Origin of the sequence: Pseudomonas sp. BF-B-26, from assembly GCF_019956495.1 — a bacterium.
Classification (GTDB): domain Bacteria; phylum Pseudomonadota; class Gammaproteobacteria; order Pseudomonadales; family Pseudomonadaceae; genus Aquipseudomonas.
This window is the reverse complement of sequence record NZ_JAHBDP010000061.1, coordinates 58,862-84,486: the sequence shown is the minus strand read 5'-3', so window position 1 is coordinate 84,486 and position 25,625 is coordinate 58,862. Positions and strand designations below refer to the sequence as shown.

The 25,625-nt window shown below is 58.8% G+C and carries 24 protein-coding genes; 11 read left to right on the top strand and 13 right to left on the bottom strand.

The window, feature by feature from the left end; all coding sequences use genetic code 11:
* Positions 1–85: 85 nt before the first annotated feature.
* From KGB03_RS09410 to KGB03_RS09400, 3 genes are read left to right on the top strand one after another with little or no spacing between them, the layout of a single operon-like run.
* Complete coding sequence (locus KGB03_RS09410) at positions 86–427, top strand: helix-turn-helix domain-containing protein (protein WP_024164567.1); 342 nt, start codon at positions 86–88, stop codon at positions 425–427.
* Positions 424–795, top strand: a complete 372-nt coding sequence (locus KGB03_RS09405; RefSeq protein ID WP_003223109.1) for a hypothetical protein — start codon at positions 424–426, stop codon at positions 793–795. The genes KGB03_RS09410 and KGB03_RS09405 overlap by 4 nt, the downstream gene beginning before the upstream one ends.
* Positions 796–1,215, top strand: a complete 420-nt coding sequence (locus KGB03_RS09400) for a sel1 repeat family protein (RefSeq protein WP_111452383.1) — start codon at positions 796–798, stop codon at positions 1,213–1,215. It abuts the gene before it with no gap.
* A gap of 116 nt (positions 1,216–1,331) precedes the next feature.
* Here KGB03_RS09400 and KGB03_RS09395 read toward each other — a convergent pair whose 3' ends face one another.
* Both KGB03_RS09395 and KGB03_RS09390 read right to left on the bottom strand, forming a co-directional pair.
* Complete coding sequence (locus KGB03_RS09395; RefSeq protein WP_223526891.1) at positions 1,332–3,116, bottom strand: bifunctional diguanylate cyclase/phosphodiesterase; 1,785 nt, start codon at positions 3,114–3,116, stop codon at positions 1,332–1,334.
* Positions 3,117–3,265: 149 nt separating this feature from the next.
* On the bottom strand, positions 3,266–5,347 hold the full coding sequence (locus KGB03_RS09390) for a carboxy terminal-processing peptidase (protein ID WP_165934026.1): 2,082 nt from the start codon (positions 5,345–5,347) through the stop codon (positions 3,266–3,268).
* A gap of 182 nt (positions 5,348–5,529) precedes the next feature.
* On the opposite strand from KGB03_RS09390, the gene KGB03_RS09385 reads away from it, so the two are divergent.
* Positions 5,530–6,492, top strand: coding sequence for a zinc-binding dehydrogenase (locus tag KGB03_RS09385; protein ID WP_111452380.1), 963 nt, complete (start codon positions 5,530–5,532; stop codon positions 6,490–6,492).
* A 24-nt stretch (positions 6,493–6,516) separates the two neighbouring features.
* Here KGB03_RS09385 and KGB03_RS09380 read toward each other — a convergent pair whose 3' ends face one another.
* From KGB03_RS09380 to KGB03_RS09355, 6 genes are all read right to left on the bottom strand, one after another.
* Entirely contained in the window at positions 6,517–7,170 is a 654-nt protein-coding gene (locus tag KGB03_RS09380; RefSeq protein ID WP_218537710.1) for an HAD family hydrolase, read from the bottom strand.
* A gap of 34 nt (positions 7,171–7,204) precedes the next feature.
* Positions 7,205–8,194: an ABC transporter ATP-binding protein gene (locus tag KGB03_RS09375; RefSeq protein WP_008145851.1), complete on the bottom strand. Its 990-nt coding sequence runs from the start codon at positions 8,192–8,194 to the stop codon at positions 7,205–7,207.
* Complete coding sequence (locus KGB03_RS09370) at positions 8,191–8,991, bottom strand: ABC transporter permease (protein WP_134102889.1); 801 nt, start codon at positions 8,989–8,991, stop codon at positions 8,191–8,193. Before KGB03_RS09370 ends, KGB03_RS09375 begins: the two co-directional genes overlap by 4 nt.
* A complete protein-coding gene (locus tag KGB03_RS09365; RefSeq protein ID WP_165934027.1) occupies positions 8,978–9,814 on the bottom strand; it encodes an ABC transporter permease in 837 nt (278 codons plus the stop codon). Before KGB03_RS09365 ends, KGB03_RS09370 begins: the two co-directional genes overlap by 14 nt.
* Positions 9,815–9,819: 5 nt before the next feature.
* Positions 9,820–10,626 (bottom strand): alkaline phosphatase family protein, encoded by an 807-nt coding sequence (locus KGB03_RS09360; RefSeq protein ID WP_111452378.1) that lies wholly within the window; start codon positions 10,624–10,626, stop codon positions 9,820–9,822.
* Positions 10,627–10,761: 135 nt separating this feature from the next.
* The gene (locus KGB03_RS09355) at positions 10,762–11,832 is read right to left on the bottom strand and encodes an ABC transporter substrate-binding protein (protein WP_111452377.1); all 1,071 of its coding nucleotides are present in this window, start codon (positions 11,830–11,832) and stop codon (positions 10,762–10,764) included.
* A gap of 349 nt (positions 11,833–12,181) precedes the next feature.
* Between KGB03_RS09355 and KGB03_RS09350 the strand changes: the two genes are divergently transcribed.
* Positions 12,182–12,895, top strand: coding sequence for a UTRA domain-containing protein (locus KGB03_RS09350; protein ID WP_008145862.1), 714 nt, complete (start codon positions 12,182–12,184; stop codon positions 12,893–12,895).
* 30 nt (positions 12,896–12,925) lie between these two features.
* On the opposite strand, the gene KGB03_RS09345 is transcribed toward KGB03_RS09350, so the two are convergent.
* A complete protein-coding gene (locus KGB03_RS09345) occupies positions 12,926–13,693 on the bottom strand; it encodes a DODA-type extradiol aromatic ring-opening family dioxygenase (protein ID WP_111452376.1) in 768 nt (255 codons plus the stop codon).
* Positions 13,694–13,796: 103 nt separating this feature from the next.
* On the opposite strand from KGB03_RS09345, the gene KGB03_RS09340 reads away from it, so the two are divergent.
* Positions 13,797–14,453: a thiopurine S-methyltransferase gene (locus KGB03_RS09340; protein ID WP_223526890.1), complete on the top strand. Its 657-nt coding sequence runs from the start codon at positions 13,797–13,799 to the stop codon at positions 14,451–14,453.
* Positions 14,454–14,635: 182 nt separating this feature from the next.
* Here KGB03_RS09340 and htpX read toward each other — a convergent pair whose 3' ends face one another.
* Positions 14,636–15,523, bottom strand: coding sequence for a protease HtpX (htpX, locus tag KGB03_RS09335; RefSeq protein ID WP_008145865.1), 888 nt, complete (start codon positions 15,521–15,523; stop codon positions 14,636–14,638).
* 316 nt (positions 15,524–15,839) lie between these two features.
* The gene (locus tag KGB03_RS09330; RefSeq protein WP_111452405.1) at positions 15,840–17,051 is read right to left on the bottom strand and encodes a pyridoxal phosphate-dependent aminotransferase; all 1,212 of its coding nucleotides are present in this window, start codon (positions 17,049–17,051) and stop codon (positions 15,840–15,842) included.
* A gap of 226 nt (positions 17,052–17,277) precedes the next feature.
* Here KGB03_RS09330 and msrB point away from each other — a divergent pair, with 226 nt between their 5' ends.
* The 3 genes from msrB to KGB03_RS09315 all read left to right on the top strand — a co-directional run bounded on the left by msrB (position 17,278) and on the right by KGB03_RS09315 (position 18,794).
* A complete protein-coding gene (gene msrB, locus KGB03_RS09325; RefSeq protein ID WP_111452373.1) occupies positions 17,278–17,673 on the top strand; it encodes a peptide-methionine (R)-S-oxide reductase MsrB in 396 nt (131 codons plus the stop codon).
* 177 nt (positions 17,674–17,850) lie between these two features.
* On the top strand, positions 17,851–18,336 hold the full coding sequence (locus tag KGB03_RS09320) for a glutathione peroxidase (RefSeq protein WP_008002671.1): 486 nt from the start codon (positions 17,851–17,853) through the stop codon (positions 18,334–18,336).
* On the top strand, positions 18,333–18,794 hold the full coding sequence (locus KGB03_RS09315; RefSeq protein ID WP_008145868.1) for a MarR family winged helix-turn-helix transcriptional regulator: 462 nt from the start codon (positions 18,333–18,335) through the stop codon (positions 18,792–18,794). Before KGB03_RS09320 ends, KGB03_RS09315 begins: the two co-directional genes overlap by 4 nt.
* Here KGB03_RS09315 and KGB03_RS09310 read toward each other — a convergent pair.
* Positions 18,778–21,099, bottom strand: a complete 2,322-nt coding sequence (locus KGB03_RS09310; RefSeq protein WP_305729602.1) for a response regulator — start codon at positions 21,097–21,099, stop codon at positions 18,778–18,780. The two genes, KGB03_RS09315 and KGB03_RS09310, sit on opposite strands and share 17 nt — an antisense overlap.
* Positions 21,100–21,265: 166 nt before the next feature.
* Here KGB03_RS09310 and KGB03_RS09305 point away from each other — a divergent pair, with 166 nt between their 5' ends.
* Complete coding sequence (locus KGB03_RS09305; protein ID WP_111452371.1) at positions 21,266–22,156, top strand: ATP-binding protein; 891 nt, start codon at positions 21,266–21,268, stop codon at positions 22,154–22,156.
* Positions 22,153–22,635, top strand: coding sequence for a GAF domain-containing protein (locus KGB03_RS09300; RefSeq protein WP_218537712.1), 483 nt, complete (start codon positions 22,153–22,155; stop codon positions 22,633–22,635). Before KGB03_RS09305 ends, KGB03_RS09300 begins: the two co-directional genes overlap by 4 nt.
* Here KGB03_RS09300 and KGB03_RS09295 read toward each other — a convergent pair whose 3' ends face one another.
* Positions 22,636–25,581 (bottom strand): HD domain-containing phosphohydrolase, encoded by a 2,946-nt coding sequence (locus tag KGB03_RS09295; protein ID WP_223526889.1) that lies wholly within the window; start codon positions 25,579–25,581, stop codon positions 22,636–22,638.
* Between the last annotated feature and the right edge of the window lie 44 nt (positions 25,582–25,625).

Sequence of the window (25,625 nt, the reverse complement as noted above, 5' to 3'; positions counted from 1 at the left end):
ACCCCCGCGACCTTAGCCGCTGTTAGGATTACACTTCTAGGGAAAAGTGCCGACTCGCTAAGTGTTGTTGTCCTACGGGGTAGTCATGGATATTCAGATAATTACACGCGAAGGAGAGCCCGAGTATGCGGTTCTTCCATGGGCTCAATATCAGGCTCTACTAAAAGCAGCAGGCATCAATGAACAACCGCCGCGGGTCGCCCCAGAGCGTCAGGCGGCAACACCAGACCAGATTCTTCCGGGTCTGGATCAACTACGCAGTTTGCGCGAAGGGAAGGGCATCGCCATCGAGGCGTTGGCCCGCACGGTAGGCATCAGCCCGTCTTATCTGGCCTTGATCGAAAGTGGCGAGCGTCTACCCGACGCTGCGATTCGCCGCAGCCTGGCCTGGGAGTTGACGGTGCCAGGGTGGAGGGATGAATCGTGAGCGTACGCATCAGTCGTCAACACTGGGACGGGTTGCTGGGCGAACTGGATCAGGCACGCCGCCAGCGTCATCTTCTGACATACCGGGCGTTGCTTGAACGTTTGCAACTGCCCACACCGGCCATGCAAACCTTGACCGCCGCCCTTGAACATCTGGCCGCGCTGGACGCCAAGGCCGAGCAGCCATTGCGCAGTTCCCTGGTGATCAGCCAGGGCGCCAGCCGCCTGCCGCGCACAGGATTCTTTGAATGTGTCGAGCGTCTGGGGCGTTTCTCCGGGCCGTCCGATGGGGTCGCCGCAGCGTCCTGGCATGCCTCGGAAGTGGTGCGGGTGTTCGAATATGAGTACCCGGAATCGGCGGAGGCCTGAGTGTTTTTAAAACTCAAGGCGCGGGCCAGCTACTGGCTGGCTCGCCGCTTGTTTCATTGGTCATGGTTTGTGCGTCAGCCGCGTGGCTGGAGCTGGCTCGAAGGCCAGTTCGCACGCATGGCGAACCTGGGTGATGTTGGCGCCCAGAGCTTCTATGGCCACATCCTGACCTTTCGCGGTGTTGGCCTTGGGGCTCGCGAAGAGGGCGTGCGCTTGCTGCGCCTGGCGGCGTTGGCGGGGGATGGCAAAGCGGCGTATCAGGTGGGCGTGATCAGTCTGGCGGGGACGCCGAGCAAGGCGCCAGACGCGGTTGAAGCTGCGCGGTTTTGGGAGATGGCCGCCAAAGCAGGACATCCGTTGGCCGAGATCAAACTGAAAGAGTTGGCGGCTCGCGGTTCCGAGACACCGCCCTCAATCTGAGTTGGCAGAACTGGCGTCTTCGCGAGCAAGCCCGCTCCCACAATTCAACCGAGTTAGTCCAGAAGAAATGGGATTGAATTGTGGGAGCGGGCTTGCTCGCGAAGGCGTCAGATCAATCACCGCTGTCCTACGAGCAAATCCTCACCCGGCACCGCCAGACTATCAATCACATGCACGCTATACCCCGGCACATTCTTCGCGTGATGTTTGGCCTGCGATGCCATCTCCGCCAACTGGCTTGCATCGAGTTGTCCACAGGCCTGTGGATGTAAATGCACCACGCCGATCGACAGTGACAGCAACGCGAACTCCTGACGCACACCCTGACGGTTTGGGGCGATGAAGCAGCCGGCTTCCAGATGTTCGCTGCGATAAAAGCGTCGGCATTGGCTCTGGAAGTCGTCCAGCAACTGGTTCAAGCGCTTGCGCCAGTCTTCCGGGCCGAGCACCAGCAGGAAGTCATCACCGCCGATATGGCCGACAAAGTCGCGGGAAGGGTCGACGCGATCATTCAGGCATTGCGCCAGGCACAGCAGGACTTCGTCCCCACGGCCGTAGCCGTAGATGTCGTTGAAGGGTTTGAAACTGTCGATATCGACGTAGCAGATCACCGACTCCCGTTGCTGTTGCAGCAGTCGCGACAGGCATTGCTGAATCGGCACGTTGCCCGGCAGCAGGGTCAGTGGGTTGGCGTAACGGGCTTGCTGGATCTTCAGTTCGGTAATCAGTTTAAGTACGTCGATCACTCGGCCCAGCCCCAGGTAACCGCCGTTGAGGGTAATGATGAAGTCCTCTTCGATGCGCTGCCGCGCGCGGCTGGTGATCAGGCGACTCACTTGTTGCAACGACTGGCTCATCTCAACGGCGAGGAAGTCATCACTCATTAAACGGCTTATCGGCTTGCGGGCGAACAGGTCGGTAGCAAAAGGCTTGAGCAGTGCATCGGAGAGCGAATGCCGGTGGACGATGCCGCAGGGCTGGCCTTGCTCGTCGAGCACCGCCAGGGAGTTCAGGTTGGCCTGGCGGCGAAAGGCTTCCAGGACGGTGGCGGTCGGGGTATCGCGACCCACTGCCGGTTGGTCGTTGAGCAAAGCGCTAAGGTCGCTGACTTCATCATTCAACGCCACCGCTGTGCTTTCCCGTTTGGGCATCAAGGCTCGGGCATCACGAGGTGGATGTTCCTGGGGGCGGCAGAGCAGATAACCCTGAACCAGATCCACGCCCATCTCGGTCAACACTGCGAGTTCTTCTGGTAGCTCGATACCTTCCGCGATCACTAGCGCCCGTGAGGCCTTGGCAATTTGCAGGATCGAGCCGACGAATTCGCGCTTGAGGGCGTCCTGGTGAATGCCGTCGATGAAGTGTCGATCAATCTTCACGTAGTCGGGACGCAATTCAGACCACAGCCGCAAACTCGAATAGCCTGCGCCCAGATCATCCAGGGCAATGGAAAACCCCATCGCTCGATAGTGATGCAGGGCGGTTTGCAGCAGCTCGAAATCGTCGGTGGGTGTTTGTTCAGTCAGTTCGATCACCACCTGGTTCGGCGGTATACCGAAATCCTGCAGCAGTTGCAGGGTGCGCCCGGGTTGGTGGGCGGCCTCGAGCAGGGATTCAGGGGAAACGTTGAGGAATAGTTTGCCGGGCAGTTGCTGATCATTGAAGCGTCGGCAGGCGCTTTGACGGCAAGCGATTTCCAGCTCGCTCAGGCGGCCGGCCTGACGGGCAACGGCGAACAGTGCGAGGGGGGAGTGCAGCGGACTGTTGGAGGGGCCGCGACTGAGGGCTTCGTAACCGACAATACGTCGTTCAGAGAGGGAAATGATCGGCTGGAACAAGCTGTGCAAACCGCTTTGAGTCAGTATGGAACTCAAGGCACTCAGCTGTTCTGTGGTGGTCATGGCTTTCTCTGGCGATAAAAAAAGGACTGGGAGCACTCTCTTGGGTAAAGAGGAGCTCCCAGTCCTTTATTTCACGACAGAATGATGACTGTATGATGACGCTCCGGAGAGCGTCAGCATTAAATTGCCATCATCTTGCTTGTTACAACTTAGTGCTTGGCTACCGCGGTATTGAGTTTCAGGTAGTCCAATAGAATCCGCCCGGTCTCGCTCAGGTAGGCATCGTCTTCTGGTTTGGTCTTGTCTGGCTCGGCCGCGATCGCGTCTTCGTCTTCTTTCTTCAGCTCTTTGAGCGGCTCTTCACCCTTGGCCTTGCGACGGATGTTTTCCATGGCAAGTTGCTTGGCTTCGATATCGGCGTGTTGTGCACGACGATCGGCTTCATTGAGGCTGACGGTTTTTTCCGTCATCAGTTTCTGCGCCAGGGCCAGTTTGTCGCGGATGAACACGAACTCCGCGTCTTTGGCCGAGCGTACGTCATGCTCGGATTTGAGCTGCGAAATGTACGGTTTGAACGGATCGACCGCAGGCTTGATGGCCGCGCGGATGGTGTCCCACGGCATGGCTTCAGGCAGTGCGCTTTCGCCGATTTCCTTGGTGTCGATGATCGACGGGTAATCGATGTCCGGCAGTACGCCCTGATGCTGGGTGCTCTGGCCGGAAACCCGGTAGAACTTGGCCAGCGTCAGTTTCAGTTCGCCATGGTTCAGCGGCTGAATGGTCTGCACGGTGCCTTTACCGAAGGTCTGGCCACCGATGATCAATGCGCGGTGATAGTCCTGCATGGCGCCGGCAAAAATTTCCGAAGCCGAGGCAGACAAGCGGTTGACCAGCAACGCCATCGGCCCTTTGTAGAAGGCCCCCGGGTTTTCATCTTCCAGTACATCGACCCGACCATCGGCATTACGCACGAGAACGGTCGGACCTTTGTCGATGAACAGACTGGTCAGCTCGGTGGCTTCCTGCAGGGAACCGCCGCCGTTGTTGCGCAGATCGATGACCACGCCGTCGACCTTGTCTTTCTGCAACTCGGTCAGCAGTTTCTTGACGTCGCGAGTGGTGCTCTTGTAATCCGGATCGCCAGCACGGAAAGCCTTGAAGTCCAGGTAGAAGGCGGGGATCTCGATGACGCCGAGCTTGTAGTCCTTGCCGTCCTGTTTCAGGTTGAGGACCGACTTCTTCACCGCCTGGTCTTCAAGCTTCACCGCTTCGCGGGTGATCGGGACGATCTTGCTGGTCTGGTCGTTCGGCGCATTGCTGGCCGGGATCACTTCCAGGCGCACCACGGTGCCTTTGGGCCCACGGATCAACTTGACCACTTCGTCCAGGCGCCAGCCGACCACGTCGACCATTTCCTTGTTGCCCTGGGCAACACCGATGATCTTGTCGGCCGGTGCAACCATTTTGGTCTTGTCGGCCGGGCCGGCAGGTACCAGACGTACGACTTTCACCTGGTCGTTGTCGCTCTGCAACACGGCGCCAATGCCTTCGAGGGACAGGCTCATGTTGATGTCGAAGTTTTCCGCGTTATCCGGCGACAGATAGTTGGTATGCGGGTCGTAGGACATGGCGAAGGTATTGATGTACGCCTGGAAGATATCTTCCGCACGGGTCTGGTCCAGGCGCGTCAACTGATTCTTGTAACGCTTGGTCAGGGTTTCCTGAATCTGCTTGGAGTCCTTGCCCGCGATCTTCTGCCGCAAGACTTCGTCCTTGACGCGTTTGCGCCACAGGTCGTCGAGTTCTGCGGTGGACTTGAGCCAAGGGGCGTCCTTGCGATCGACCAGCAAGGTTTCCTTGGTGGTGAAGTCGATCTTGTCGACGCCTTTGTTCAACTCGGCAAGGGCGAAGTCCAGACGCGCTTTGACGCGGTCCAGGTAGCGCTTGTAGATGGTGAACCCGGCATTCAGGTCGCCGCTTTTGAGGAAATCGTCAAACTGGGTTTTCCACTTGTCGAATTCGGCAATGTCGCTGGCCATGAAGTAGCTGCGCGACGGGTCCAGCAGTTTGAGGTAGCTGTCATAGATGATCGCGGAGCGCGCGTCATCGAGCGGCGGCTTGCTGTAGTGATGGCGCTTCAGCAATTCGACGACGTTCAGGCTGGCGATCACTTCGTCACGATCAGGCTGAAGCTTGTCCCAGCTATTGGCTGCAAACGAACTGGTCGACATCGGCAACAGACCGATACCAATGAATAGGGCTAGGGCGGTGCTGGGGAAAAAATGCTTCATGCTGATTCGACGCGGGGACAATTGATCACGCATATTAGGCCGTCTTTGAAGTCGCCGGTACCACTAGTCTCTGTATGGAAACTGCCTGTTAGCTTTCGTACAGACCCAAGGGCCGGTCGCATAATGCAAGAAAGCCCGGCGCTACAGCTACGGGCTCAGTCCAGACTCACTATGGAGGCACTGTGAAAGCATTGCAAGGCGTTGAAGGTCGAGTGGAGTGGGTTGAAGAGCCCAGTCCTACATGCGATGTAGGACAAGTTCGGATTCGAGTGGCGGCTGCGGGTCTCAATCGCGCCGATTTGTTACAGAAAGCGGGTCTTTATCCGCCACCGCCGGGAGCCAGTCAGGTACTGGGTCTTGAGTGTTCGGGGGTGATCAGCGAGGTGGGCCCGGGCTCGTCCTGGCAGGTCGGGGATCGGGTTTGCGCCTTGCTGGCCGGGGGCGGGATGGCCGAGGAGGTAGTTGTCGACGGACGGCATGTGTTGCCGGTTCCCGAAGGTTTGTCCCTGGCTGAGGCGGCAGCGCTGCCAGAAGTGTATGCGACCGTTTGGCTGAATTTGTTTCAACTGGCTGCGCTCAAGCCGGGTGAGAAAGTTCTGCTGCACGCTGGAGCAAGTGGAATCGGTTCAGCTGCCATTCAGCTGTGCAAGGCGTTTGGTAACCCGTGCTGGGTCAGCGTCGGTTCCGCCGAGCGTTTGGCTTACTGCGAAGCGCTGGGCGCCCAAGGTGGGGTCGTGCGCAACGGGGATCTGGACAGCTTGAGTGACCTGGGGCCGTTCGATGTGATTCTCGACCCGGTGGGCGGCAACTATGCCGCGCTGAATCTGAAACTGATGGCGCTCGATGGTCGTTGGGTGCTGATCGGCCTGATGGGCGGTCGTGAGGCGCAGCTGGATCTGGCGCAGGTATTGGCCAAGCGCGTGCAACTGCTGGGTTCGACCTTGCGCAGTCGCGACGAACAGTTCAAGGCGGATCTGTTCAGCGATCTCAGCCAACATGTCTGGCCGCTGTTTGCCGAAGGGCGTTTGAGCCCGCAATTGGCCAAGACCTTCCCGATCAAGGACGCCGAAGCGGCGTTTGCGGAGTTGGCGACTAATAAGGTGTCGGGAAAGTTGGTGTTGGTGATCGACGAAAGCCTGGTGTAATCACTGTGGGAGCGGGCCCTGTGGTTACTTCCAGGTATGGATCGGCCAGCCGGCTTTTTCAGCGTGCTCAAGCAGTACCGGATCCGGGTTTACCACGTGTGGGAAATCTACTTTCAGCAGCAACGGCAAATCATTGCGTGAGTCGGAATAGAAACTGGCGCCTTCCAGGTTTTCCTCTTCCGCATCCAGCCACTCCAGCAAACGCGTGATCTTGCCTTCGCGGTAGGTCAGCGTGCCAACGGTGTTGCCGCTATACACCCCATGTGCCACTTCCAGCTCGATGCCGAGAATCTCGTCAATGCCCAAACGATCGGCTATCGGCCTGACCAAGTGCGTGCCCGACGCCGAAATCACCAAAATCCGGTCGCCGGCCTTGCGATGGGCCGCAATGGCTTTGGTGGCGTCACTGAAAATGATCGGCTCGATGAAGTCTTCCACCCAAGGCCCTACCAAATGGTCGACCTCTTCGGGGGTGCGCCCGATCATCGGCTCCAGGCTGAAGGTCATGTACTCCTCCATCCGCAGTTTGCCGTGGCTGTAGGCGTCCATCAGTTCATTGTTCTGACGCATGAACGACTCGGGATCGACCCAACCCAGGCGACCCATTTGTTCGCTCCAGAGGGTGGCGCAGTCGCCGTGGATCAGGGTTTCGTCCAAATCAAAAATTGCCAGGGCCATCAGTGCGGTTCTCTCTTCAACATCAGCAAAGTCATCAGGCTACCTCACACAGGGCCGTCGGATCGATGGAAAGCGCCAGACGCTGACCATCGGGATGCAAATCGGCCGCCGAGCGGTTCAGCACATCTACCACCAATTCCACGCCCCTGGCTTCGACCCGGTAGCGAATCACGTTGCCCAACAGGCTGTGGCTGCGGATTTGTGCGTCGAGTTCGCCGTTGAGGCTCAGTTCGATGGCTTCCGGGCGAATCGCGATGCGGTGGGTAATCGGTCGCTGCAGCAGTTTTGTGGCGCTGTCGGCGTCCAGCAGGTTGTAGTTGCCGATGAAACCAGCGGCAAAGATATCGATGGGTGCGGTGTAAAGGGTCTGGGCGTCGCCGCTCTGTACGATCTTTCCCTGATTCATCAAGAAAATCCGGTCGGACATGGTCAGGGCTTCTTCCTGATCGTGAGTGACGAAGATCGTGGTCAAGCCGAGTTCACGCTGGATCTGACGGATCTGTTCACGCAGGTGCTTGCGAATTCGCGCATCGAGGGCCGACAGCGGTTCATCCAGCAACAACAGGCGAGGCCGGGTCACCAACGAGCGGGCGAGGGCGACTCGCTGGCATTGGCCGCCGGACAGTTGATGCGGATAACGCGCGGCGAAGTCATTGAGTTCCACCAGTTTCAGTACTTCGGCAACACGCTTGTGGCTGTCGTCGGCGTTGACCTTCTGCATGCGCAAACCAAAGGCGACGTTCTGCTCGACGGTCATGTTCGGAAACAGCGCATAGCTCTGGAACACCATGCCGATCCCGCGTTTCTGTGGGCTCAACGGAACGAGGTCCTGGCCATCGAGCAGGATTTTGCCGCCGTCCACCGAGGTCAGCCCGGCGATGCAGCGAAGCAGTGTGGACTTGCCGCAACCGGACGGGCCGAGGAGGGTAACGAACTCACCCTTCTGGATTTCACAGTTGATATCGCTGAACACCGTGGTGCCTGCGTAGCTTTTCAGTAGGTGTTGGACGCTGACGAAGCTCATTGGCTTTTGTCCTTGTTCAAAATATTGGCAGCCCAGGTCAGAACCAGCACAAAGAAGAAATAGGAAATCACCAGCGCACTGGTGAAGTGGCCGCTGCTGTTGCGCATGTTGTTGAGGTAGACCTGCAGGGTTTCGTAGCGGGTCCCGACGAGGATGTTGGCGAACACGAACTCACCGAACAGGAACGAGAACGACAGCAGCAACGCCACCATCAAACCTTTGCGCAAGTTTGGCAGCACCACCAGGAACGCCGCTTGCCAGGTGCTGGCACCGAGCAGTTGGGCGGAGTCCATCAGGTCTCGCAGGTTGATCGCCTGCAAGTTGTTGGTGATCGCCCGGTACATGAACGGCAGCGCCACGGTGAAGTAGCAGCCGATCAGAATCCACGGCGTCCCGACCATCGCGAACGGCCCCGAACCGTAGAGCTGCAACAGACCCACCGACGACACCACCGGCGGCACCGCGAAGGGCAGCAGGATCAGGATGTTCATCAGCGCATCGAGTTTCGGAAAATGGTAATGCACCACAAACAGCAACGGCAGAATCAGCACCACGGACAGAATCAGCGAGCCGACGCAGACCAGCAGCGATTGGCCGAACGAATGAAGAAACCGCGGATCGCTCCACAGCTCCACGTACCATTTAACGGTGAAGCCACTGGGCAGAATGGTCGCCGACCAACTGCTGGCGATCGAGTAGATCAGCGTTCCGAGCAACGGTAGCAACAGGATGGCAAACAGCAAATACACCACCACCCGGTGATAGACCCCGACGGGGCTCAGTTCAGCGCGAGACATGGTAGCTCCTCTTCAACAGCAACTGATGCACGATGGTCACCAGGGTCATCAACGCCACCAGCACCACGGCCAGGGCACTGGCCAGGTTCGGGTCCAGGGAAATGTCGCCGGAAACCATCGCTGCGATGCGGATCGGCAGCACGTTGAAGTTGCCGGTGGTCAGGGCGTACACCGTGGCGTAGGCGCCCAGGGCGTTGGCCAGCAGGATGACAAACGTACCGAGCAGCGCCGGGGTCAGCACGGGCAAACCGATGTGCCGCCAGAACTGCCAGCCATTGGCGCCGAGCAGCGCGGCGGATTCACGCCAGTCTTCGCGCAGGGCATCAAAGGCCGGGTAGAGCAGCAGCACGCCCAGCGGAATCTGGAAGTAGGTGTAGAGAATGATCAGCCCGGTTTTCGAATACAGGTTGAAGTCCTGAATGATCCCGGCCTGCTTGAGCATGATGGTGAAGCTACCGTTGAAGCCCAGCAGAATGATGAACGCGAAGGCCAAAGGCACGCCGGCAAAGTTGCTGGTCATGTTGGCGAAGGCGTTGACGAAGTTGCGCAGTTTCGAGTCGACCCGGCGCAGGGAGTAGGCGCCGAGCACCGCGATGATGATCCCGAACACGCTGGACCAGAAACTGATCTCGAGGCTGAACTGGATCGCCTGCAGATAGAACTTCGAATTGAAGATCCTGGTGAAGTTGGCGATGCCCCAGCCGAACTCTTCCGATTGCAGGCTGTTGATCATCACCCAGGACAGCGGCGCGATCTGGAACACGATAAAGAACAGTGCAAAAGGCACCAGGCACAAGGCTGCCAGCCATTTTCCGCGCTTCATGGTGTTCACTTGAGCAGCTCCCGGCATACAGGTTTGTCGTGGGGCACACCCAGCAGTTCACAGACGGTGCCGCAGATTTCAGTCTGTTTCGGTGCGGCGTTGGCATTGAAGCTGAAAGCGTCGCCGAGGACGAACAGCGGTACTTCGCGTTCTTCCGGCAGCAAGCCGTTGTGGGAGCGGTCGTTGTTCATGCCATGGTCGGCGGTCACCAGCACCTGATACCCGGCGTCGAGCCAGGTTTGCAGATAGTCGGCCAGAATAATGTCGGCCGAGCGGGCGCTGTTACGGTACTGCGAGGTGTCGAGACCGTGCTTGTGCCCGGCGTCGTCGATGTTCATGGGGTGGACCAGTAAAAAGTTCGGCGCATGACGCAGGCGCAGGTTTTCGGCGTCGGCGAACAGGTGCGAGTCCGGGTAGTGATCGTTCCAGTAGAAATGTCCGTGCTGGATCGGCAGGTCCGGGTCGTCGGTGTGACGATCCCGCGGCGCACTAAACGGCGAACGGTTATACAGCTCACTGACCCAGTGATAGGCCGCGGCGGCGGTGACAAGGCCGGCATCGCTGGCGTAGTGATAGATGCTGCGCTGGTTGGACAAGCGTGAGACGTTGTTGTGAACGATGCCACTGTCGATCGGCGTGACGCCGGTCAGGATGCACTCGTAAAGCGGTCGGGACAGTGCCGGCAATTCGCACTCCAGTTTGTAGAGCGCCGCGCGTCCTGCGCCGACATAAGCCTGCAGGTGCCCCATGGCGTGACGGGCGACCTCGTAATTAAGGCCGTCGAGCACGACAAGGATGACGTTGTGCTTCATAGGGGCTGGAACTCCGCTAAACAGATATTCAAAACACCTGTAGGAGCAAAGCTTGCTCGCGATGCAGGCACCCCGGTCTGTCTGGTGACCGAGGTGAAGCCATCGCGGGCAAGCCTTGCTCCTACGAGGGTTGCATCATTGCTTCATATTGACGATGACTTCTTCCTGCCACTTCTGCGGAAGGGCTTTGGAGGTCTTTTCCCATGCGTCGGCGTCTTTGATCGGCGTGACCTTTTTGTACTGCTCGTTAGGCAGCAACTGGGCCTGAACCTCGGCCGGCAGCGTCAGATGCTCGGCGCGGATCGGACGGGCGTTACCGCGTGCCAGGTTGATCTGGCCGGCGTCGCTGAAGATGTATTCGCGGGCCAGTTTGGCGGCATTCGGGTGCTTGGCGTATTTGTTGATGATGGTGGTGTAACCGGAGATCACCGAGCCATCGGATGGAATCAGCACGGTGTAGTCATTCGGGTTGACCATTTTGGCCTTGTAGCTCAGACCGTTGAAGTCCCAGACCACGCCGACTTCGATTTCACCCTTTTCCATGGTGGCAATGGTCGGGTTAGCCATCGACAGGCGGCCTTGTTTGGCGATCTCGGAAAACAGATCCAGCGCCGGCTGGAGGTTTTTCTCATTGCCACCATTGGCGAGCGCGGCAGCCAGAACACCGTTGGCGGCTTGGGCTGCGGTGCTCACATCACCGATGGAAACTTTGTATTTGCCGTTCTTGAGGTCAGCCCATTTGGTCGGAGCGTCGGAGCCGTGCAGCAACTTTTTGTTGACGATGAACGCGATGGTGCCGGTGTAGGCGAGCGCCCAGTTGCCGTCCTTATCCTTTGCCCAGCTCGGGATCTGATCCCAGGTGCTTGGCTTGTAAGGTTGAACAACGCCTTGTTTCACCGCGATCGGACCGAACGCTGCACCGACATCACCGATATCGGCAGTGGCGTTGTCTTTTTCAGCGGCGAACTTGGCGATTTCCTGGGCCGAGCTCATGTCGGTGTCGATATGTTTCAGGCCGTAGTTCTTGGCCAGGTCATCCCAGGTGCCTTTCCAGTTGGCCCAGTTGTCGGGCATGCCGACGCTGTTGACCTCTCCTTCCGCTTTCGCCGCGGCTTCCAGGGTTTTCAAATCGCTATCAGCCGCCATCGCGGCGGTACACATGGCAATGGTCGAGCCTAACAGTGAGGCCAGGAAAAGCTGTTTCATCCGAAGCTCCTTTGGGCGTTTTCAACGCTGCGATTGCGGTTATGTTGGTCTAGGTCAGCAATACCTGAGCCAATTTAGGCGTCTCTGATGACATTTTGATGTCGACGACCGGTCGGCCTATATTTCTTGAGCGGCAATGGTCAGGCTTCGGAGTAAGCGTAGACCATGGCTAATAGGCTGATATAAAAGGACTTGGCCGTGAATTTGCAGGTGTCTGGATCAACCGTTCGGCGGCTTTGTCATCTGTCAGTCATGTGCAGTGCCTAGGCTTGTCGGGAGTTGAGGGAACCGATTTGAATCGCGGTTCCGCCCCGAAACAGTGCTGGTCTAGTCCAGATAGGTAACGTTGATGCGCATCGAGACAACCAAAGCGGTGACAGCCATCGGGCAGGTTCTGCAGGAACAGCTCGACCATGGCCTGTTGGCGCCCGGGAGCAAACTGCCGGCCGAGCGCAAGCTCAGTGAGTTGTTCGGGACCACGCGGATTACCGTGCGTGAAGCGTTGTTGCAACTGGAAGCCCAGGGGCAGATTTATCGGGAGGAGCGCCGTGGCTGGTTCGTATCGCCACCGCGCCTGGCCTATAACCTGATGCAGCGCAGTCACTTTCACGCGATGGTCAGTGCACAGGGGCGGGTGCCGTCTACCGAGGTGATTTCCGCGCGGTTGCAACCGGCGTCGGCGGCGGTCTGTGCCTGGTTGCAGTTGCCGGCGTTGTCCAGCGTGATTCAGATTTGCCGGGCACGGCGGATTGATGAGCGGCTGGTGTTGTATGTAGAGCACTATTTGAATCCGCAGTTTTTTCCGGGGATTCTGGATTTCGATCTGAATCAGTCGATTACAGAGCTGTATGCGCGGCATTACGACTTGCACTATGGGCGGGTGCGTTTCGAGATTGTGCCGACGGCGTTGTCGGTGGATGCGGCGGCGGCTTTACGGGTGTCGGTGGGGAGTCCGGGGTTGCGCATCGCTCGGGTCAATTACGATCAACATGAGCGGTTGATCGATTGTGATCTGGAGTTTTGGCGGCACGATGCGATTCACGTCGGGGTTGATGTGGTCTGAGCCTGGCCGCCACAGGCCTCGGTTCTGTCATTACCCGAATCGGTAAATGTCCATGCCCAGGGCGCCCATGGTGAATCCCTTGTGGGTCACGCTGAATGTCCCTCCCGCGCCGCGCGCAAAGTACAACGGCAACAGGTGTTCATCACTGGGATGGTTGCGCACTGCATTCGGTGCTTGCTGGCGGTAATCGTGTAACGCGGTTTCGTCGTTGGCAGCGAGTTTTTCGATCATCCAGTCACGAAAGGCCTGGGCCCAGGGTTCGACGCTTTCTGTGCCGGCGTGCCAGTCCAGTTCGCGCAGGTTGTGGGTGATGCTCCCGGAGCCGATCAACAGCACGCCGTGTTCGCGCAGACTGGCCAGGGCATGACCGACGCGGGTCTGCAAGGCCGGACCGCCGCGGGTGGGTAGCGAGACTTGCACCACGGGGATGTCGGCTTGTGGATACATCAATGACAAGGGCACCCAGACACCATGGTCGAATGGCCGTTCGGCGTCGATGCGTGCGGGCAGGCCATCGCTTTTCAGCAGTTCGACAACCTCTGCGGCCAATTGTGGATTGCCGGGCGCCGGGTATTGCACGTCGAACAATGCCTGCGGAAAGCCGCCGAAGTCATGCCAGGTTTCAGGCTGGGGGTTGCCGCTGACCAGCAATTCATTGCTTTCCCAATGCGCAGAAACAATTACGATGGCTTTGGGTTTCGGCAATTCTGCGGCCAGGCGAGCGAGGGCGGGCCCGCTGGCACCTGGTTCCAGTGCCAACATGGGCGAGCCATGGGATATGTAGAGGCTGGGGAACATGAAAGAGCTCCTGAGGGGTAAGATGGCATCATCTTCAGTCAGATCATTGATCTAAATCTAATATAAGTTTTAGGGTCTTTTGATCGAATTTTCGGGATTAATTATGCAGCCGGAGTTTTGGCACAAGCGGTGGACGTCGAATCAGATCGGCTTTCACCTGCCGGAAGTGAATCCATATCTGCAACGGTACTGGCCGCAGCTGGGCCTGGAAGAGGGCGCGCGCGTACTGGTGCCGTTATGTGGGAAAAGCCTGGATTTGCTGTGGCTGGCGAAATGCGGTCACGAGGTGCTGGGCGTCGAGTTGTCGGAAAAAGCGGTGGAAGACTTTTTCCACGAGCATCAATTTGACCCGGACGTCAGCGATCAAGGCCCCTTCACGGTCTATCGGGCGGGCTCGATCGAGATCTGGTGTGGTGATTTCTTCGCGTTGACGGCCGGCGATGTCGCCGATTGCAGTGCGCTGTACGACCGCGCTGCGTTGATCGCCTTGCCACCGAAGATGCGCGAGCAATACGCTGAGCATCTGAAGCGGATTGTGCCGAAGGATTCGCTGGGGCTGCTGATTACCCTGGATTACGACCAGGCACAAATGGAAGGGCCGCCCTTTGCCGTGCTGGATGACGAAGTGCAGCGGTTGTTCGGTACTTCGTGGGAGCTGAAGATTCTGGAGGACCAGGACGTTCTGGGCGAAAGCTGGAAGTTCCTGGAAAGCGGCGTTACGCGGCTTGAAGAGCGGGTTTATCGGGTTTCCAGCCGGTAATTGATGTTGTTTGTGCTGGCCTCTTCGCGAGCAAGCCCGCTCCCACACTCGATCTCTGTGCACCGAAGATCCAATGTGGGAGCGGGCTTGCTCGCGAAGAGGCCCTGAAGCACACTGCAAAAATCAGCAGACAAAAAAAGGCCCGCATTCACTGCGGGCCTTTTCTTTTAGTGCGGAACCTCTCAGCCCCGACGACGCAACGCGTCGATACGCTCTTCCAGCGGCGGGTGGCTCATGAACATGCGGGCGAACCCCTGTTTGATGCCACCGTTGATGCCGAAAGCCGTCAGGGTGTCCGGCATGTGCACCGGCAGCCCCTGTTCGGCACGCAGGCGTTGCAGGGCGCCGATCATTGCGGCGGTGCCGGCCAGACGTGCACCGGCTTCGTCTGCACGGAATTCGCGTTTACGCGAGAACCACATGACGATGGCGCTGGCCAGAATGCCCAGGACCAGTTCGGCGAAGATGGTCGCCACGTAGTAGGCGATGCCCTGGCCTTCTTCGTTCTTGAAGATCACCTTGTCGACAAAGTTGCCGATGATCCGTGCGAAGAACATCACGAAGGTGTTCACCACGCCCTGGACCAATGCCAGGGTGACCATGTCGCCATTGGCGACGTGGCCGATTTCGTGGGCCAGAACGGCCTTCACTTCATCAGGCGAGAAACGCTCGAGCAGCCCTTGGCTGACCGCGACCAACGCGTCGTTCTTGTTCCAGCCGGTGGCAAAGGCGTTCGCCTCGTAGGCCGGAAAAATACCGACTTCGGGCATCTTGATCCCGGCTTCCCGGGACAATTGCTCGACGGTTTGCAGCAGCCATTGCTCGTGACGTGTGCGCGGCTGGCTGATGATTTGGGTGCTGGTGCTCATCTTCGCCATCCACTTGGAGATGAACAGCGAGAACAGCGAGCCGGCGAAACCAAAGACCGCACAGAAAATCAGCAGCTGATTGAGGTTGAGATCAACCCCGTTGGCCGCCATGAACCCGTTGAAGCCGAAAAGGCTCAGGGTGATGCTGGCAATCAGCACGACCGCCAGGTTAGTGGCCAAAAACAGCAGGATGCGCATCATGGTTGTAGAAATCTCCTCATGCTAAAGATGTAGCGTACTGCGGGGTATATAAGGTGCTGACTCGGGCTATTCAACCGGGTGACTATTTCAAACTGTGTCCTACGGCAACAGTCTAGCTGTTTGAAGGGCATTTCCGACGTCGATGCAGGAAGTGTTTGTCAGCCAATTTACGTCGTAAACCCCGCCGTTGTTAGACGCGAGCACACAACGAGTCATCAGTCAGCGATTGAAGAAGCGATGTTCGGCAGGGTGCAAAGAAATGTTGCTGAATCAATCACCGTGCGACTTGCGCAAGCGTCGCACGGTGACAGGCAGGTTATTGGCGATAGGACTTGAGGAAGTTGCCGATACGTCCGATGGCCATGTCCAGGTCGTCCACGCGCGGCAGGGTCACCACACGGAAGTGGTCCGGCCATGGCCAGTTGAAGGCGGTGCCTTGAACCACCAGCAGCTTTTCCGACAGCAGCAGGTCGAGCACGAATTTCTCGTCGTTATGGATCGGGCAGACTTTCGGGTCGATCCGTGGGAATGCATATAGCGCGCCCATTGGCTTGACGCAGCTCACGCCGGGAATGTCGTTGAGCAGTTCCCAGGTACGGTTGCGCTGTTCCAACAGGCGTCCGTTGGGCAATATCAGATCATTGATGCTCTGGTAGCCGCCGAGGGCGGTCTGGATCGCATGCTGGCTCGGCACGTTGGCACACAGGCGCATGTTCGCCAGCATGTCGATGCCTTCGATGTAGCTCTGGGCGTGGTGTTTCGGGCCGGAAATGGCGATCCAGCCGGAACGGAAGCCGGCTACGCGATAGGACTTGGACAAACCGTTGAACGTCAGGCACAGCAGGTCTGGCGCCAGGGAAGCCGTGCAAATGTGCACGGCATCGTCGTACAGAATCTTGTCGTAGATCTCGTCGGAAAAAACCACCAGGTTGTGCTGACGGGCCAGTTCCAGCATGCCCAGCAGGACTTCTTTCGAATACACCGCGCCCGTCGGGTTGTTCGGGTTGATGATCACCAGTGCTTTGGTGTTCGGGGTGATCTTGGCCTTGATGTCGGCCAGATCCGGCCACCAGTTGGCCTGCTCGTCGCACAGGTAATGCACCGGGTTGCCGCCCGACAGGCTCACCGCGGCAGTCCACAGCGGGTAGTCCGGGGCCGGCACCAGCACTTCGTCGCCGTTGTTGAGCAGGGCCTGCATCGACATCACGATCAGCTCGGAAACGCCGTTGCCCAAATAGATGTCTTCAATGCCGACGCCTTCTACCTGCTTTTGCTGGTAGTACTGCATCACGGCCTTGCGGGCGCTGAACAGACCTTTGGAATCGCTGTAGCCCTGAGCAGTCGGCAGGTTGCGGATGACGTCCTGGAGGATTTCATCCGGCGCTTCGAAACCAAAAGGCGCCGGGTTGCCGATGTTCAGCTTGAGGATGCGATGGCCTTCCTCTTCCAGGCGTTTGGCGTGCTTGAGCACTGGGCCGCGAATGTCGTAGCAGACGTTGGCGAGCTTGTTCGATTTGCTGACCTGCATGGCGATGTGTTCCCGAAAATGAACGATCCAGGCGGCGTATGAACAACCGTACTGGGAATCCTGCGTATTCACACAGGCCTGACGCCTTGAGAAGCAGCACCCATAAATCCGTTTGAATGCGCGTGGTCTGGCTGCCAGACTGGCGTTTGACGAGGCGCAATCATACGTGCCGCCCGATCCGTGGAAAAGGTACAGATCGGGCTTTTTCAGCTGCTGAGGTGTGACGATGGAAAAGTTGGAAAAAACCCAGGAAGAATGGAAGGCGATGCTCGACCCGGAGCAGTACAACGTTTGCCGCCTCAAGGGCACCGAGCGACCGTTCTCCGGCAAGTACAACGACACCAAAACTGACGGTGTCTACCACTGCATCTGCTGCAACGAGCCGCTGTTCGACTCCAAAACCAAATTCGACTCCGGCTGCGGCTGGCCGAGCTTTTATGCGCCGATTGGCGACAGCGCCATGGTCGAGATCCGTGACGTCAGCCACGGCATGATCCGCACCGAAGTGGTCTGCGCCAAATGCGATGCGCACCTGGGGCACGTGTTCCCGGACGGTCCGCCGCCGACCGGCCTGCGTTATTGCATCAACTCGGTGTGCCTGGACCTGGTACCGCGCTCGTAATGCGAGCCCTGTAGGAGCCGAGCTTGCTCCGGGCGGCGATCCGACGATGGCGATCTCAAGAACGCCATCGCCGGCAAGCCATGCTCCTACGGTTGTTCTGCAATCGATTTATTAAATTGCACACAATTCAATTGCTCGCTATGTTCGTCTCATCTTCCCTCATTTAGAGTCCGAGCCATGAGCGACAACCTGCTGAGCATCCCTTGCACCACCATCAAGGGTGAGCAAAAGACCCTGGCCGATTTCGCCGGCAAGGCCGTGCTGGTGGTCAACACCGCGAGCAAATGCGGCTTCACCCCGCAGTACAAAGGCCTTGAAGAGTTGTGGCAGACCTACAAGGATCAAGGTTTGGTGGTGCTGGGTTTTCCGTGTAACCAGTTCGGCAAGCAAGAGCCAGGCAACGAAGGGGCGATTTCCGAGTTCTGCGAGTTGAACTTCGGCGTCAGTTTTCCGCTGTTCAAAAAGATTGAAGTCAATGGCGCAGGTGCCCATCCGCTGTTCGTTCAATTGAAAAAGCGCGCGCCGGGTGTGCTGGGTTCCCAAGGCATCAAGTGGAACTTCACCAAGTTTCTGATTGGCAAGGACGGCCAATTGGTCAAGCGCTTCGCCCCCGCGACCAAGCCGCAGGACCTGACCCGCGAGATCGAAGCCCTGCTCAAATGAACACCTTGTCAGTCGATTCCCTGAAGCTTGACAGTCAACTGTGCTTCAAGCTGTACGCCGCTTCCCGGGCGGTGATCCGCGCCTACAAGCCGATGCTCGATCAGCTTGGCCTGACCTACCCGCAATACCTGGCGATGCTGGTGTTGTGGGAATGGCAGGAGGCGGCCCCTGAGCAACCGACGGTCAAGGCGTTGGGCGAACGCCTGGCGCTGGATTCCGGCACGCTGACGCCGTTGCTCAAGCGTCTTGAGCAACTGCAACTGGTTCAGCGTCAGCGCTCGGCGCGGGACGAGCGGGAAGTGCACTTGAGCCTGTCGCCAACCGGCAAGGCTTTGCGCGATCAGGTCGGGCCGCTCAAGGCCCGTCTGTTATGCGACAGCGGTGTGGATCTGGATCGCCTGAATGATCTGCGCGATGGCCTTGATCACCTTTTGGGGCAAATCAAAGCGCTGTCGTAGTAGGAACCCACAAGTCCAGCAGGGCCGCCAACTCTTCCCGGCGGAAGGGTTTTGCCAGGTAATCGCTCATGCCTGCCGCACGGCAGCGTTCGCGCTCTTCGGACATGGCGTTGGCGGTCAGGGCGACAATGGGCAGCTGTGGCCAGCGTCCGCTGCGACGGATTTGCCGACTGGCCTCGTAGCCGTCCATCACCGGCATGTTGCAGTCCATCAGCACCAGATCGAATTCGCTCTGCTCCAGCTGATCCAGCGCCTCCCCACCGTGACCGGCGACAATCACCTCGCAACCGAGTTTTCCGAGCATCCCCTTGGCCACCAGTTGGTTGACCGGATTGTCCTCCACCAGCAGCACGCGTCCGCGTCGTTGTGGGGAAAGGGCGTCAAGCCGGGCACCGTTGATCGTGTTGAGTTCCGGCTGCAGGGTTCGCCGCAGCGTCTGGTACAGCGCGTTGCGTGCCAGAGGCCGCGCCTGTTGCTGTAAGGGAGCGAGGGCGAGGGCTTGTTCGCTGGGCATGAAATTGCCGTAAGCGGTGACCAGCAAAATGGGGGCTGTACACGAAGGACGCAGGCCAAACAGGCATTCGGGGCAATCGGTAATCAGTACGTCGGGATTCAGGCCCAGTAACGAGTCATCGATGGAACGCTGCTCATAGTCGAGCCCCCAGCCGGGTAATACACTTTTCAACAGTTCTGCCAGACCGCTGCTGGCGGCGGTGATGGCGATGACCTTGCCCTGTAAAGAGGCCGGGGGAAGGGCGCGGGTGTGGCTGGGCAGCGGCAGGTCTGCACAGAACTGGCTGCCGAAGCCTGCTTCCGAGCTGATGGTGAGACGCCCTTGCATGGCTTCGCAGAGGTTGTAGGTCAATGCCAGGCCCAACCCGGTTCCGCCGAATTGCCGGGTAATGCCGGCACCCGCCTGTGTGAAGGGTTGGAAGATCTTGACCTGGGCATCCTGGGCGATACCGATGCCGGTGTCGCAGACTTCGATTCTGACGCCGTCCCCGAACGTCGACAGGCGCACATCGACGCGACCGAAACGGGTGAACTTGAGGGCGTTGGACAAGAGGTTGCTGACGATCTGTCGGACCCGGGTCGGATCCCCAAGCACCAGGGCCGGGAACTGTGGGTCGATCAGGCAGCTCAGCTCGACACTCGGCGCGGCGTTTTGCGATAGCAGGTTGGCGGTGTCTTCAATCAGCGAACCGAGGTCGAACGGAATATGTTCGAGCTCCAGTTGGCCGGCATCGAACTTCGACAAATCGAGAATATCGTTGAGCAGTTCCACCAGTACTTTGCCCGAGTCATGGGCGATGGACAGCTGTTGCTGTTGCTCGGCATTGAGCGGGCCGTCCAGGGAAAGCGCGATCATCCCCAGCAGGCCATTGAGCGGCGTGCGGATCTCGTGGCTCATGTTGGCCAGGAACACCGAGCGCGCTTCGGCCATGTCCAGGGCGGTCCTGCGGGCGACTTCCAGCTCCTCGTTGGATTGGCTGAGCCGCGAGTTGATCGCCTTGAGTTCCGCGGTGCGGGCCGAGACGATGTTCTCCAGTTGCCCGAGGTAGTCGGTCAGGCGGTTTTCGGCGTTGCGCCGCTGCTGGATTTCGGTGGCGATGTTTTCGAATTGTTGATTGGCAACTTTGACCAGTACACCGATTTCATCATTTTCATGGTCCGTCGGACACTCCAGCGACGTCGACTCCGTACTGCGCGGGTCGCGACTGCTGAGTTCACGGATGACCCGCACCAAAGGCTTGGTCAGCATCACGTAGAACAACGCCAGCAGGATGCCGGTCAGCAGCAGGCTGCGAGCGAAGCCATTGAGCAGGGTCACCTCGGCCCGACGCAGGAACCGGTTACCGAATGAATAGGTGTCGACGTCCAGACGCAGGGTGCCGAGGGATTCGGTCGGCAAGTGATCCAGGTAGAGACGGTCTTCGAACTGCCGGTTGGCGCCGAACAGGAAGTCGCTGATCACTCGATAGCTGCTTTGCACGCCTGGGCGTTTGACGTTGGCCAGCACGTTATTGTTGTTGTCGATCAATTGCGCGCCGATGATCGCCGGCGAGTGCAACAGGCCCAGGGTCAGTTCCTGAGCGAGTTCGGCGTCGATGTTGTAGGCGATGCGGGACGCGGGGTTATGGCTGATTTCCAGCAAAGACAGGATTTCGCGGTTGATGGAGGCGTCTTCACTGGCATAATCGATGCCTATTTGCAGCAGGCTGAGCAGCGTGCCCAGAATGAAACCGACCAGCACAGTAAGCCTGGCTTGCTTGTAGGACAGCCGGTTGGTGAACTTGATATCCATGGGGTGTTGAACCACTTCCGTTTCCCTTCGCTGCTCAAGCATAGCCGATGATGCATGGATACCGATGTTCTCGCGAGCCCTTGTGCAAAGGGCTGAACCTGACACCGAACGCTGTGTTTCGTCGCTGTATCGCCATCATTACTGTGAACGAGCCCGAGGAGAAGACGTGGATTCCCGATTAAATGCTTTTCTTGAACGCGCCGATGCCGTTTTGGCCCGTATCGAACCGCTGCTGCCCGCCCCTCGGCAAGCGATCGACTGGAATCATTGCCTTGCCGCGCGCTGGCAGCGCGAGGGTCGCAGCGGATTTCTATTGCCGCTGGAAGTCAGCCTCGACATGCGTTTGTCCGACCTGATCGGTGTCGACCGGCAACGGGAGCAACTGGGGCGAAATACTCAGCAGTTCCTCGATGGCATGCCGGCCAACCACGCGTTGCTCTGGGGCTCGCGCGGCACCGGTAAATCATCGCTGATTCGCGCCTTGCTGGCCGAACACGCGAAGGCCGGTCTGCGGCTGATCGAGATCGAGCGCGATCACCTGGCGGACTTGCCGCGAGTGGTCGAACAGATCGCCAAGCTGCCCCAGCGTTTTGTGCTGTTCTGCGATGACCTGTCGTTCGAGTCGGGCGAGGGCGATTATCGCGTGCTCAAAAGCGTGCTCGACGGCTCTCTCGAACAGGCACCGGATAACGTCTTGCTGTACGCCACGTCCAACCGTCGCCATCTGGTGCCGGAAAAGGAAAGCGATAACGAAAACTGGAAACGCGTTGACGGCGAACTCCATCCCAGCGAGGCGGTGGAAGACAAGATTGCGCTGTCGGATCGTTTTGGATTGTGGCTGTCGTTCTATCCGTTTACCCAGGAGCACTTCCTTAACGTCGTCGAACACTGGATCGGTCAACTGGCCGACAAGGCGGGCCTCAAGTGGCAGCGAGACGAAGAACTGGACATCCTCGCAGTTCGCTGGGCCACGGGCCGCGGTAATCGCAACGGACGTTGCGCGTATCAATTTGCCCGCTATTGGGTCGGGCTGAAGCTGTTGGAGCACAAGGCATGATCGATTTACAAAAGAGCGGCCAGGGCCTCGAAGGCTACGGCATGCTGTGGGCGCAATTGGAGTCATTGCTGGCGCACGAGCGGGATTTCATTGCCAACGCCGCGCAGTTTTCTGCGTTCCTGTTCAACCAGCTCGATGACCTGAACTGGGCCGGGTTCTACCTCAATCGCAACGAAGAACTGGTACTTGGCCCGTTTCAGGGACAAATCGCCTGCGTACGGATTCCGTTCGGCCGAGGCGTGTGCGGAGCGGCGGCGGCCACCTTGCAGACCCAGTTGGTCGAGGACGTGCACGCGTTCCCCGGGCACATCGCTTGCGACAGCGCATCGAACAGCGAACTGGTGGTGCCACTGGTCAAGGACGGTCGATTGATTGGCGTGCTGGACCTCGACAGCCCGAAACTGGCGCGTTTCAGCGCTGAAGATCAGGCCGGTATTGAGCAATTGGCGGCGATTTTCCTGCGCCTGACCGACTGCTGATCATGTCAGGCCTGCCTTGACCAGCAGGCTTGTCGGATCAACCGCATCGATCTGTTGGGGATCGAGGAATCGATTGGCGTACTGTAAGTAGATTTGCGCGTTGACGAACAGCCCGAACAACTCGGGATCGATGTGAGCATCCCGGCACATCGTGGCCATGATGCCCAGCGCTTCGCTCAAGGACTTGGCTTTTTTGTAGGGTCGATCGGCGGCGGTCAGGGCTTCGAAAATATCGGCAATCGCCATCATCCGCGCCGGCAGACTCATTTCTTCGCGCTTCAACTGTTTGGGATACCCGGTGCCGTCCATTTTCTCGTGGTGGCCGCCGGCGATCTCCGCGACGTTGGCGAGGTGGCCGGGGAAGGGCAGGTGGCTGAGCATCAGAATCGTCTGCACCATGTGGTGATTGATGATGTAACGCTCCTCGCGGGTCAGGGTGCCTCGGGCAATGCTCAGGTTGTACAGCTCGCCCCGGTTGTACTTGTAGCGCGGCACATCGAGCTTGAACCCCCAGGGATTGTCCTGCGGAATCAGTTCGGCTTCGGGCCGTTCGACCAGGTGCTCGGGTTTGTCCGCCAGCAATGGCTCGCTGACCGGCAGTGTCGGTGCCGGGGTCCGCGCCTGACGCCGGTTCTCTTCCCAGGAAACGCCCAGCCGGTCATCCAGGGTTCGGGTCCAGGTGCGTTGGGCGATGCTGCGCAGGCGTTGCTGGTCTGATTCGGCCATCGCCTCGCCACCCAGGTTGCAGCGGGCAACGAACGCGAAATCATCGTCCAGCCCCGCCAGCGTGGTGTTACGCAGTTCGGCCAGGTGCTGCTCGTTACCGCCCAGGGCCATTGCTTGCCAATAGTTGATCCAGGCATCGCGCTTGAGTACTTCGAAGCGGGTGCGGATTTCATGAATACGGTCGTTAAGGGTTTCCAGCTTCGTGGCTTTATCGACTACATATTCCGGCGTGGTGACCTTGCCGCAGTCGTGCAGCCAGGCGGCGATGTGCAGCGCTTCCCATTCATCTTCGTTGGGTTGATAGCCACTGAAGGCCGGGTCCTGGCTGGCAGCGGCGGCTTGGGCGAGCATCAGGGTCAGCGCCGGTACTCGCTGGCAGTGACCGCCGGTGTAGGGGCTTTTGGCGTCAATCGCACCCGCCAGCAGTTGAATGAAGGAATCCAGCAGTTGTTTTTGTTTGGCTTGCAGACGCTGACTTTCAATACTCACGGCGGCCGCGCCGGACACGGCCTGGAGGAACGCGATGCGGTCCGGACGAAGTTTCTCCAGATCGCTCTGCTGGCCGGTATCGGCCAACAGCAGGACCAGCAGGCCCACGGTTTCGTTATGACGATTGTGTAACCGAATACCGATCAGATGGACGCGGGGACACTCCAGTGCAAGCAATACCTTTTGCAAATCCCCGGCCTGTTCAAAACCAAACGTGGTGACGACGTTGTCGGCATTCGACAGCTGTTGTAGCCATGCAGGGCTTTGCGGAGCCTGGAGTTCATGTCCTTGAAGATCAAATGACGACAATGCCCGTGACGTGCCGTTGAGGACCAGACCATGGGGTTCCATGCGATCGCCATCACTTTCACGCAGGTAGATCAGACCGGCCTGGGCCTGGCCGATTTTCACGGTTTCAAACAAAACGCGTTCCAGCAAGGGGGCGAAGCGAGTCTCGGCGCTCAGGCTGTCGGTGATCTGGAAAAAACTCGCCAGGGTGTCTTTCATGCGCGTCATCGACACGCTCAGTTGGTCGACTTCGAGCACGGGAGAGCGACGCGAGGCCGGGAAGTTGAAGTCGAAACTGCGAACCGCATCGGCCTCCCGCACCAGCGCGCGCAGGGGTTTGACCAGAACCCGCGAGGTCAGCCAGCCCACCGGCAGGCACAGCAACAGCGTGGCCAGGGTAATCAGCGCGCCTTGCCAGCGCATGCGGTAGGCATCGACGAGTAACTCATCTTCCGGCACCAGCAGCGCCAGTTGCAGCCCTTGGGGGCCGCCTTCCTGCATGCTGCTGCGGGCAACGATCCATTGACGACCGGCGACATTCAGGCGATTGCCTGCGAGGGGGTTGTTGAGCAATGCGCCAAGACTGGGGCTCAGGTCGGCGGCTTTGATCAGGCGGGCAGTCTGATCGTCGATGATCAGTTTGCGGCTGTCGGGATACGCGATGGCATCCCCTTCAGCATCGAACAGCACTATTTCGGTATTGGGGGTCACGACATGTTTGGCCAGGGTCGCGGAGAGTTCCGCCAGGGTCAGATCGGCACCCATGACAGCCTGTTCGCCACTGCGCCGGGCCAGGGTAGTGCCGACATTGTGGGTGGAGAAAAAGATGTAGGGTTCGGTAGTGATCTGATCGCTGTCGCTATGGGCGTTGGCATACCAGGCGCGGGTTCGCGGATCGTAGGTTTCGTCGGGGTTGTCCTGGTGGCTGATGAGGGCCAGATCCTGATCGAAAAACAATGATTGGGAGTGGACCTGACCGCTGTTGCCTGTTCGCTCAATGCTCCACACCTGATAAGCCGCAGTATCCGGTGCCTTGAGGAGCGTTTTCAGCTCGGGGGTTCGCAAGGGCCGAACCATGAAGAAATCACCGTTGCCATAGCCCAGATACAACGAAGCCAGGTCGGGGTTGTCCTTGAGCGACTGGCTGAAGGGTTTGAGCAGCGCCAGGCGTTGCGCCAGGTCAGGTGCCTGGGTCGCCGGGTATTCCGCCAGCAGGGTCAGCAGATGGCGAATCGGTTCATAAGTGGCGTGCAGGTCGAGACGGACGTCCTGCTCGATGCGGTTGAAGAGCTTTTCACTGCTGGAAAGAATGATCTGCGTGGTTTGCTGGTAGTTGAAAAGGCCCAGCACCACGCCTGTCAGCAACAGCAGGAAAGTGAACATCACGCTGATATGGACGTGCAGGGGAAACCGACGTTGATCCGGGCGCAGTGGGCTGGGCATTGCAGGTCTCTCCATGATGGTTAACGCACTGCTCAGCGTCCAAG

Excerpts from the sequence above, each read along its gene's own strand:
- KGB03_RS09345 (WP_111452376.1), bottom strand. The coding sequence starts at position 13,693 with ATGTTCCCCAGCCTCTACATATCCCATGGCTCGCCCATGTTGGCACTG.
- KGB03_RS09410 (WP_024164567.1), top strand. The coding sequence starts at position 86 with ATGGATATTCAGATAATTACACGCGAAGGAGAGCCCGAGTATGCGGTT.
- KGB03_RS09390 (WP_165934026.1), bottom strand. The coding sequence starts at position 5,347 with ATGAAGCATTTTTTCCCCAGCACCGCCCTAGCCCTATTCATTGGTATC.
- KGB03_RS09295 (WP_223526889.1), bottom strand. The coding sequence starts at position 25,581 with ATGCCCAGCCCACTGCGCCCGGATCAACGTCGGTTTCCCCTGCACGTC.
- KGB03_RS09365 (WP_165934027.1), bottom strand. The coding sequence starts at position 9,814 with ATGAAGCGCGGAAAATGGCTGGCAGCCTTGTGCCTGGTGCCTTTTGCA.
- KGB03_RS09395 (WP_223526891.1), bottom strand. The coding sequence starts at position 3,116 with ATGACCACCACAGAACAGCTGAGTGCCTTGAGTTCCATACTGACTCAA.
- KGB03_RS09350 (WP_008145862.1), top strand. The coding sequence starts at position 12,182 with ATGCGCATCGAGACAACCAAAGCGGTGACAGCCATCGGGCAGGTTCTG.
- KGB03_RS09320 (WP_008002671.1), top strand. The coding sequence starts at position 17,851 with ATGAGCGACAACCTGCTGAGCATCCCTTGCACCACCATCAAGGGTGAG.
- KGB03_RS09330 (WP_111452405.1), bottom strand. The coding sequence starts at position 17,051 with ATGCAGGTCAGCAAATCGAACAAGCTCGCCAACGTCTGCTACGACATT.
- KGB03_RS09310 (WP_305729602.1), bottom strand. The coding sequence starts at position 21,099 with ATGGATATCAAGTTCACCAACCGGCTGTCCTACAAGCAAGCCAGGCTT.
- KGB03_RS09375 (WP_008145851.1), bottom strand. The coding sequence starts at position 8,194 with ATGAGCTTCGTCAGCGTCCAACACCTACTGAAAAGCTACGCAGGCACC.
- msrB (WP_111452373.1), top strand. The coding sequence starts at position 17,278 with ATGGAAAAGTTGGAAAAAACCCAGGAAGAATGGAAGGCGATGCTCGAC.
- KGB03_RS09340 (WP_223526890.1), top strand. The coding sequence starts at position 13,797 with ATGCAGCCGGAGTTTTGGCACAAGCGGTGGACGTCGAATCAGATCGGC.
- KGB03_RS09355 (WP_111452377.1), bottom strand. The coding sequence starts at position 11,832 with ATGAAACAGCTTTTCCTGGCCTCACTGTTAGGCTCGACCATTGCCATG.
- KGB03_RS09370 (WP_134102889.1), bottom strand. The coding sequence starts at position 8,991 with ATGTCTCGCGCTGAACTGAGCCCCGTCGGGGTCTATCACCGGGTGGTG.
- KGB03_RS09380 (WP_218537710.1), bottom strand. The coding sequence starts at position 7,170 with ATGGCCCTGGCAATTTTTGATTTGGACGAAACCCTGATCCACGGCGAC.
- KGB03_RS09300 (WP_218537712.1), top strand. The coding sequence starts at position 22,153 with ATGATCGATTTACAAAAGAGCGGCCAGGGCCTCGAAGGCTACGGCATG.
- KGB03_RS09360 (WP_111452378.1), bottom strand. The coding sequence starts at position 10,626 with ATGAAGCACAACGTCATCCTTGTCGTGCTCGACGGCCTTAATTACGAG.
- htpX (WP_008145865.1), bottom strand. The coding sequence starts at position 15,523 with ATGATGCGCATCCTGCTGTTTTTGGCCACTAACCTGGCGGTCGTGCTG.
- KGB03_RS09315 (WP_008145868.1), top strand. The coding sequence starts at position 18,333 with ATGAACACCTTGTCAGTCGATTCCCTGAAGCTTGACAGTCAACTGTGC.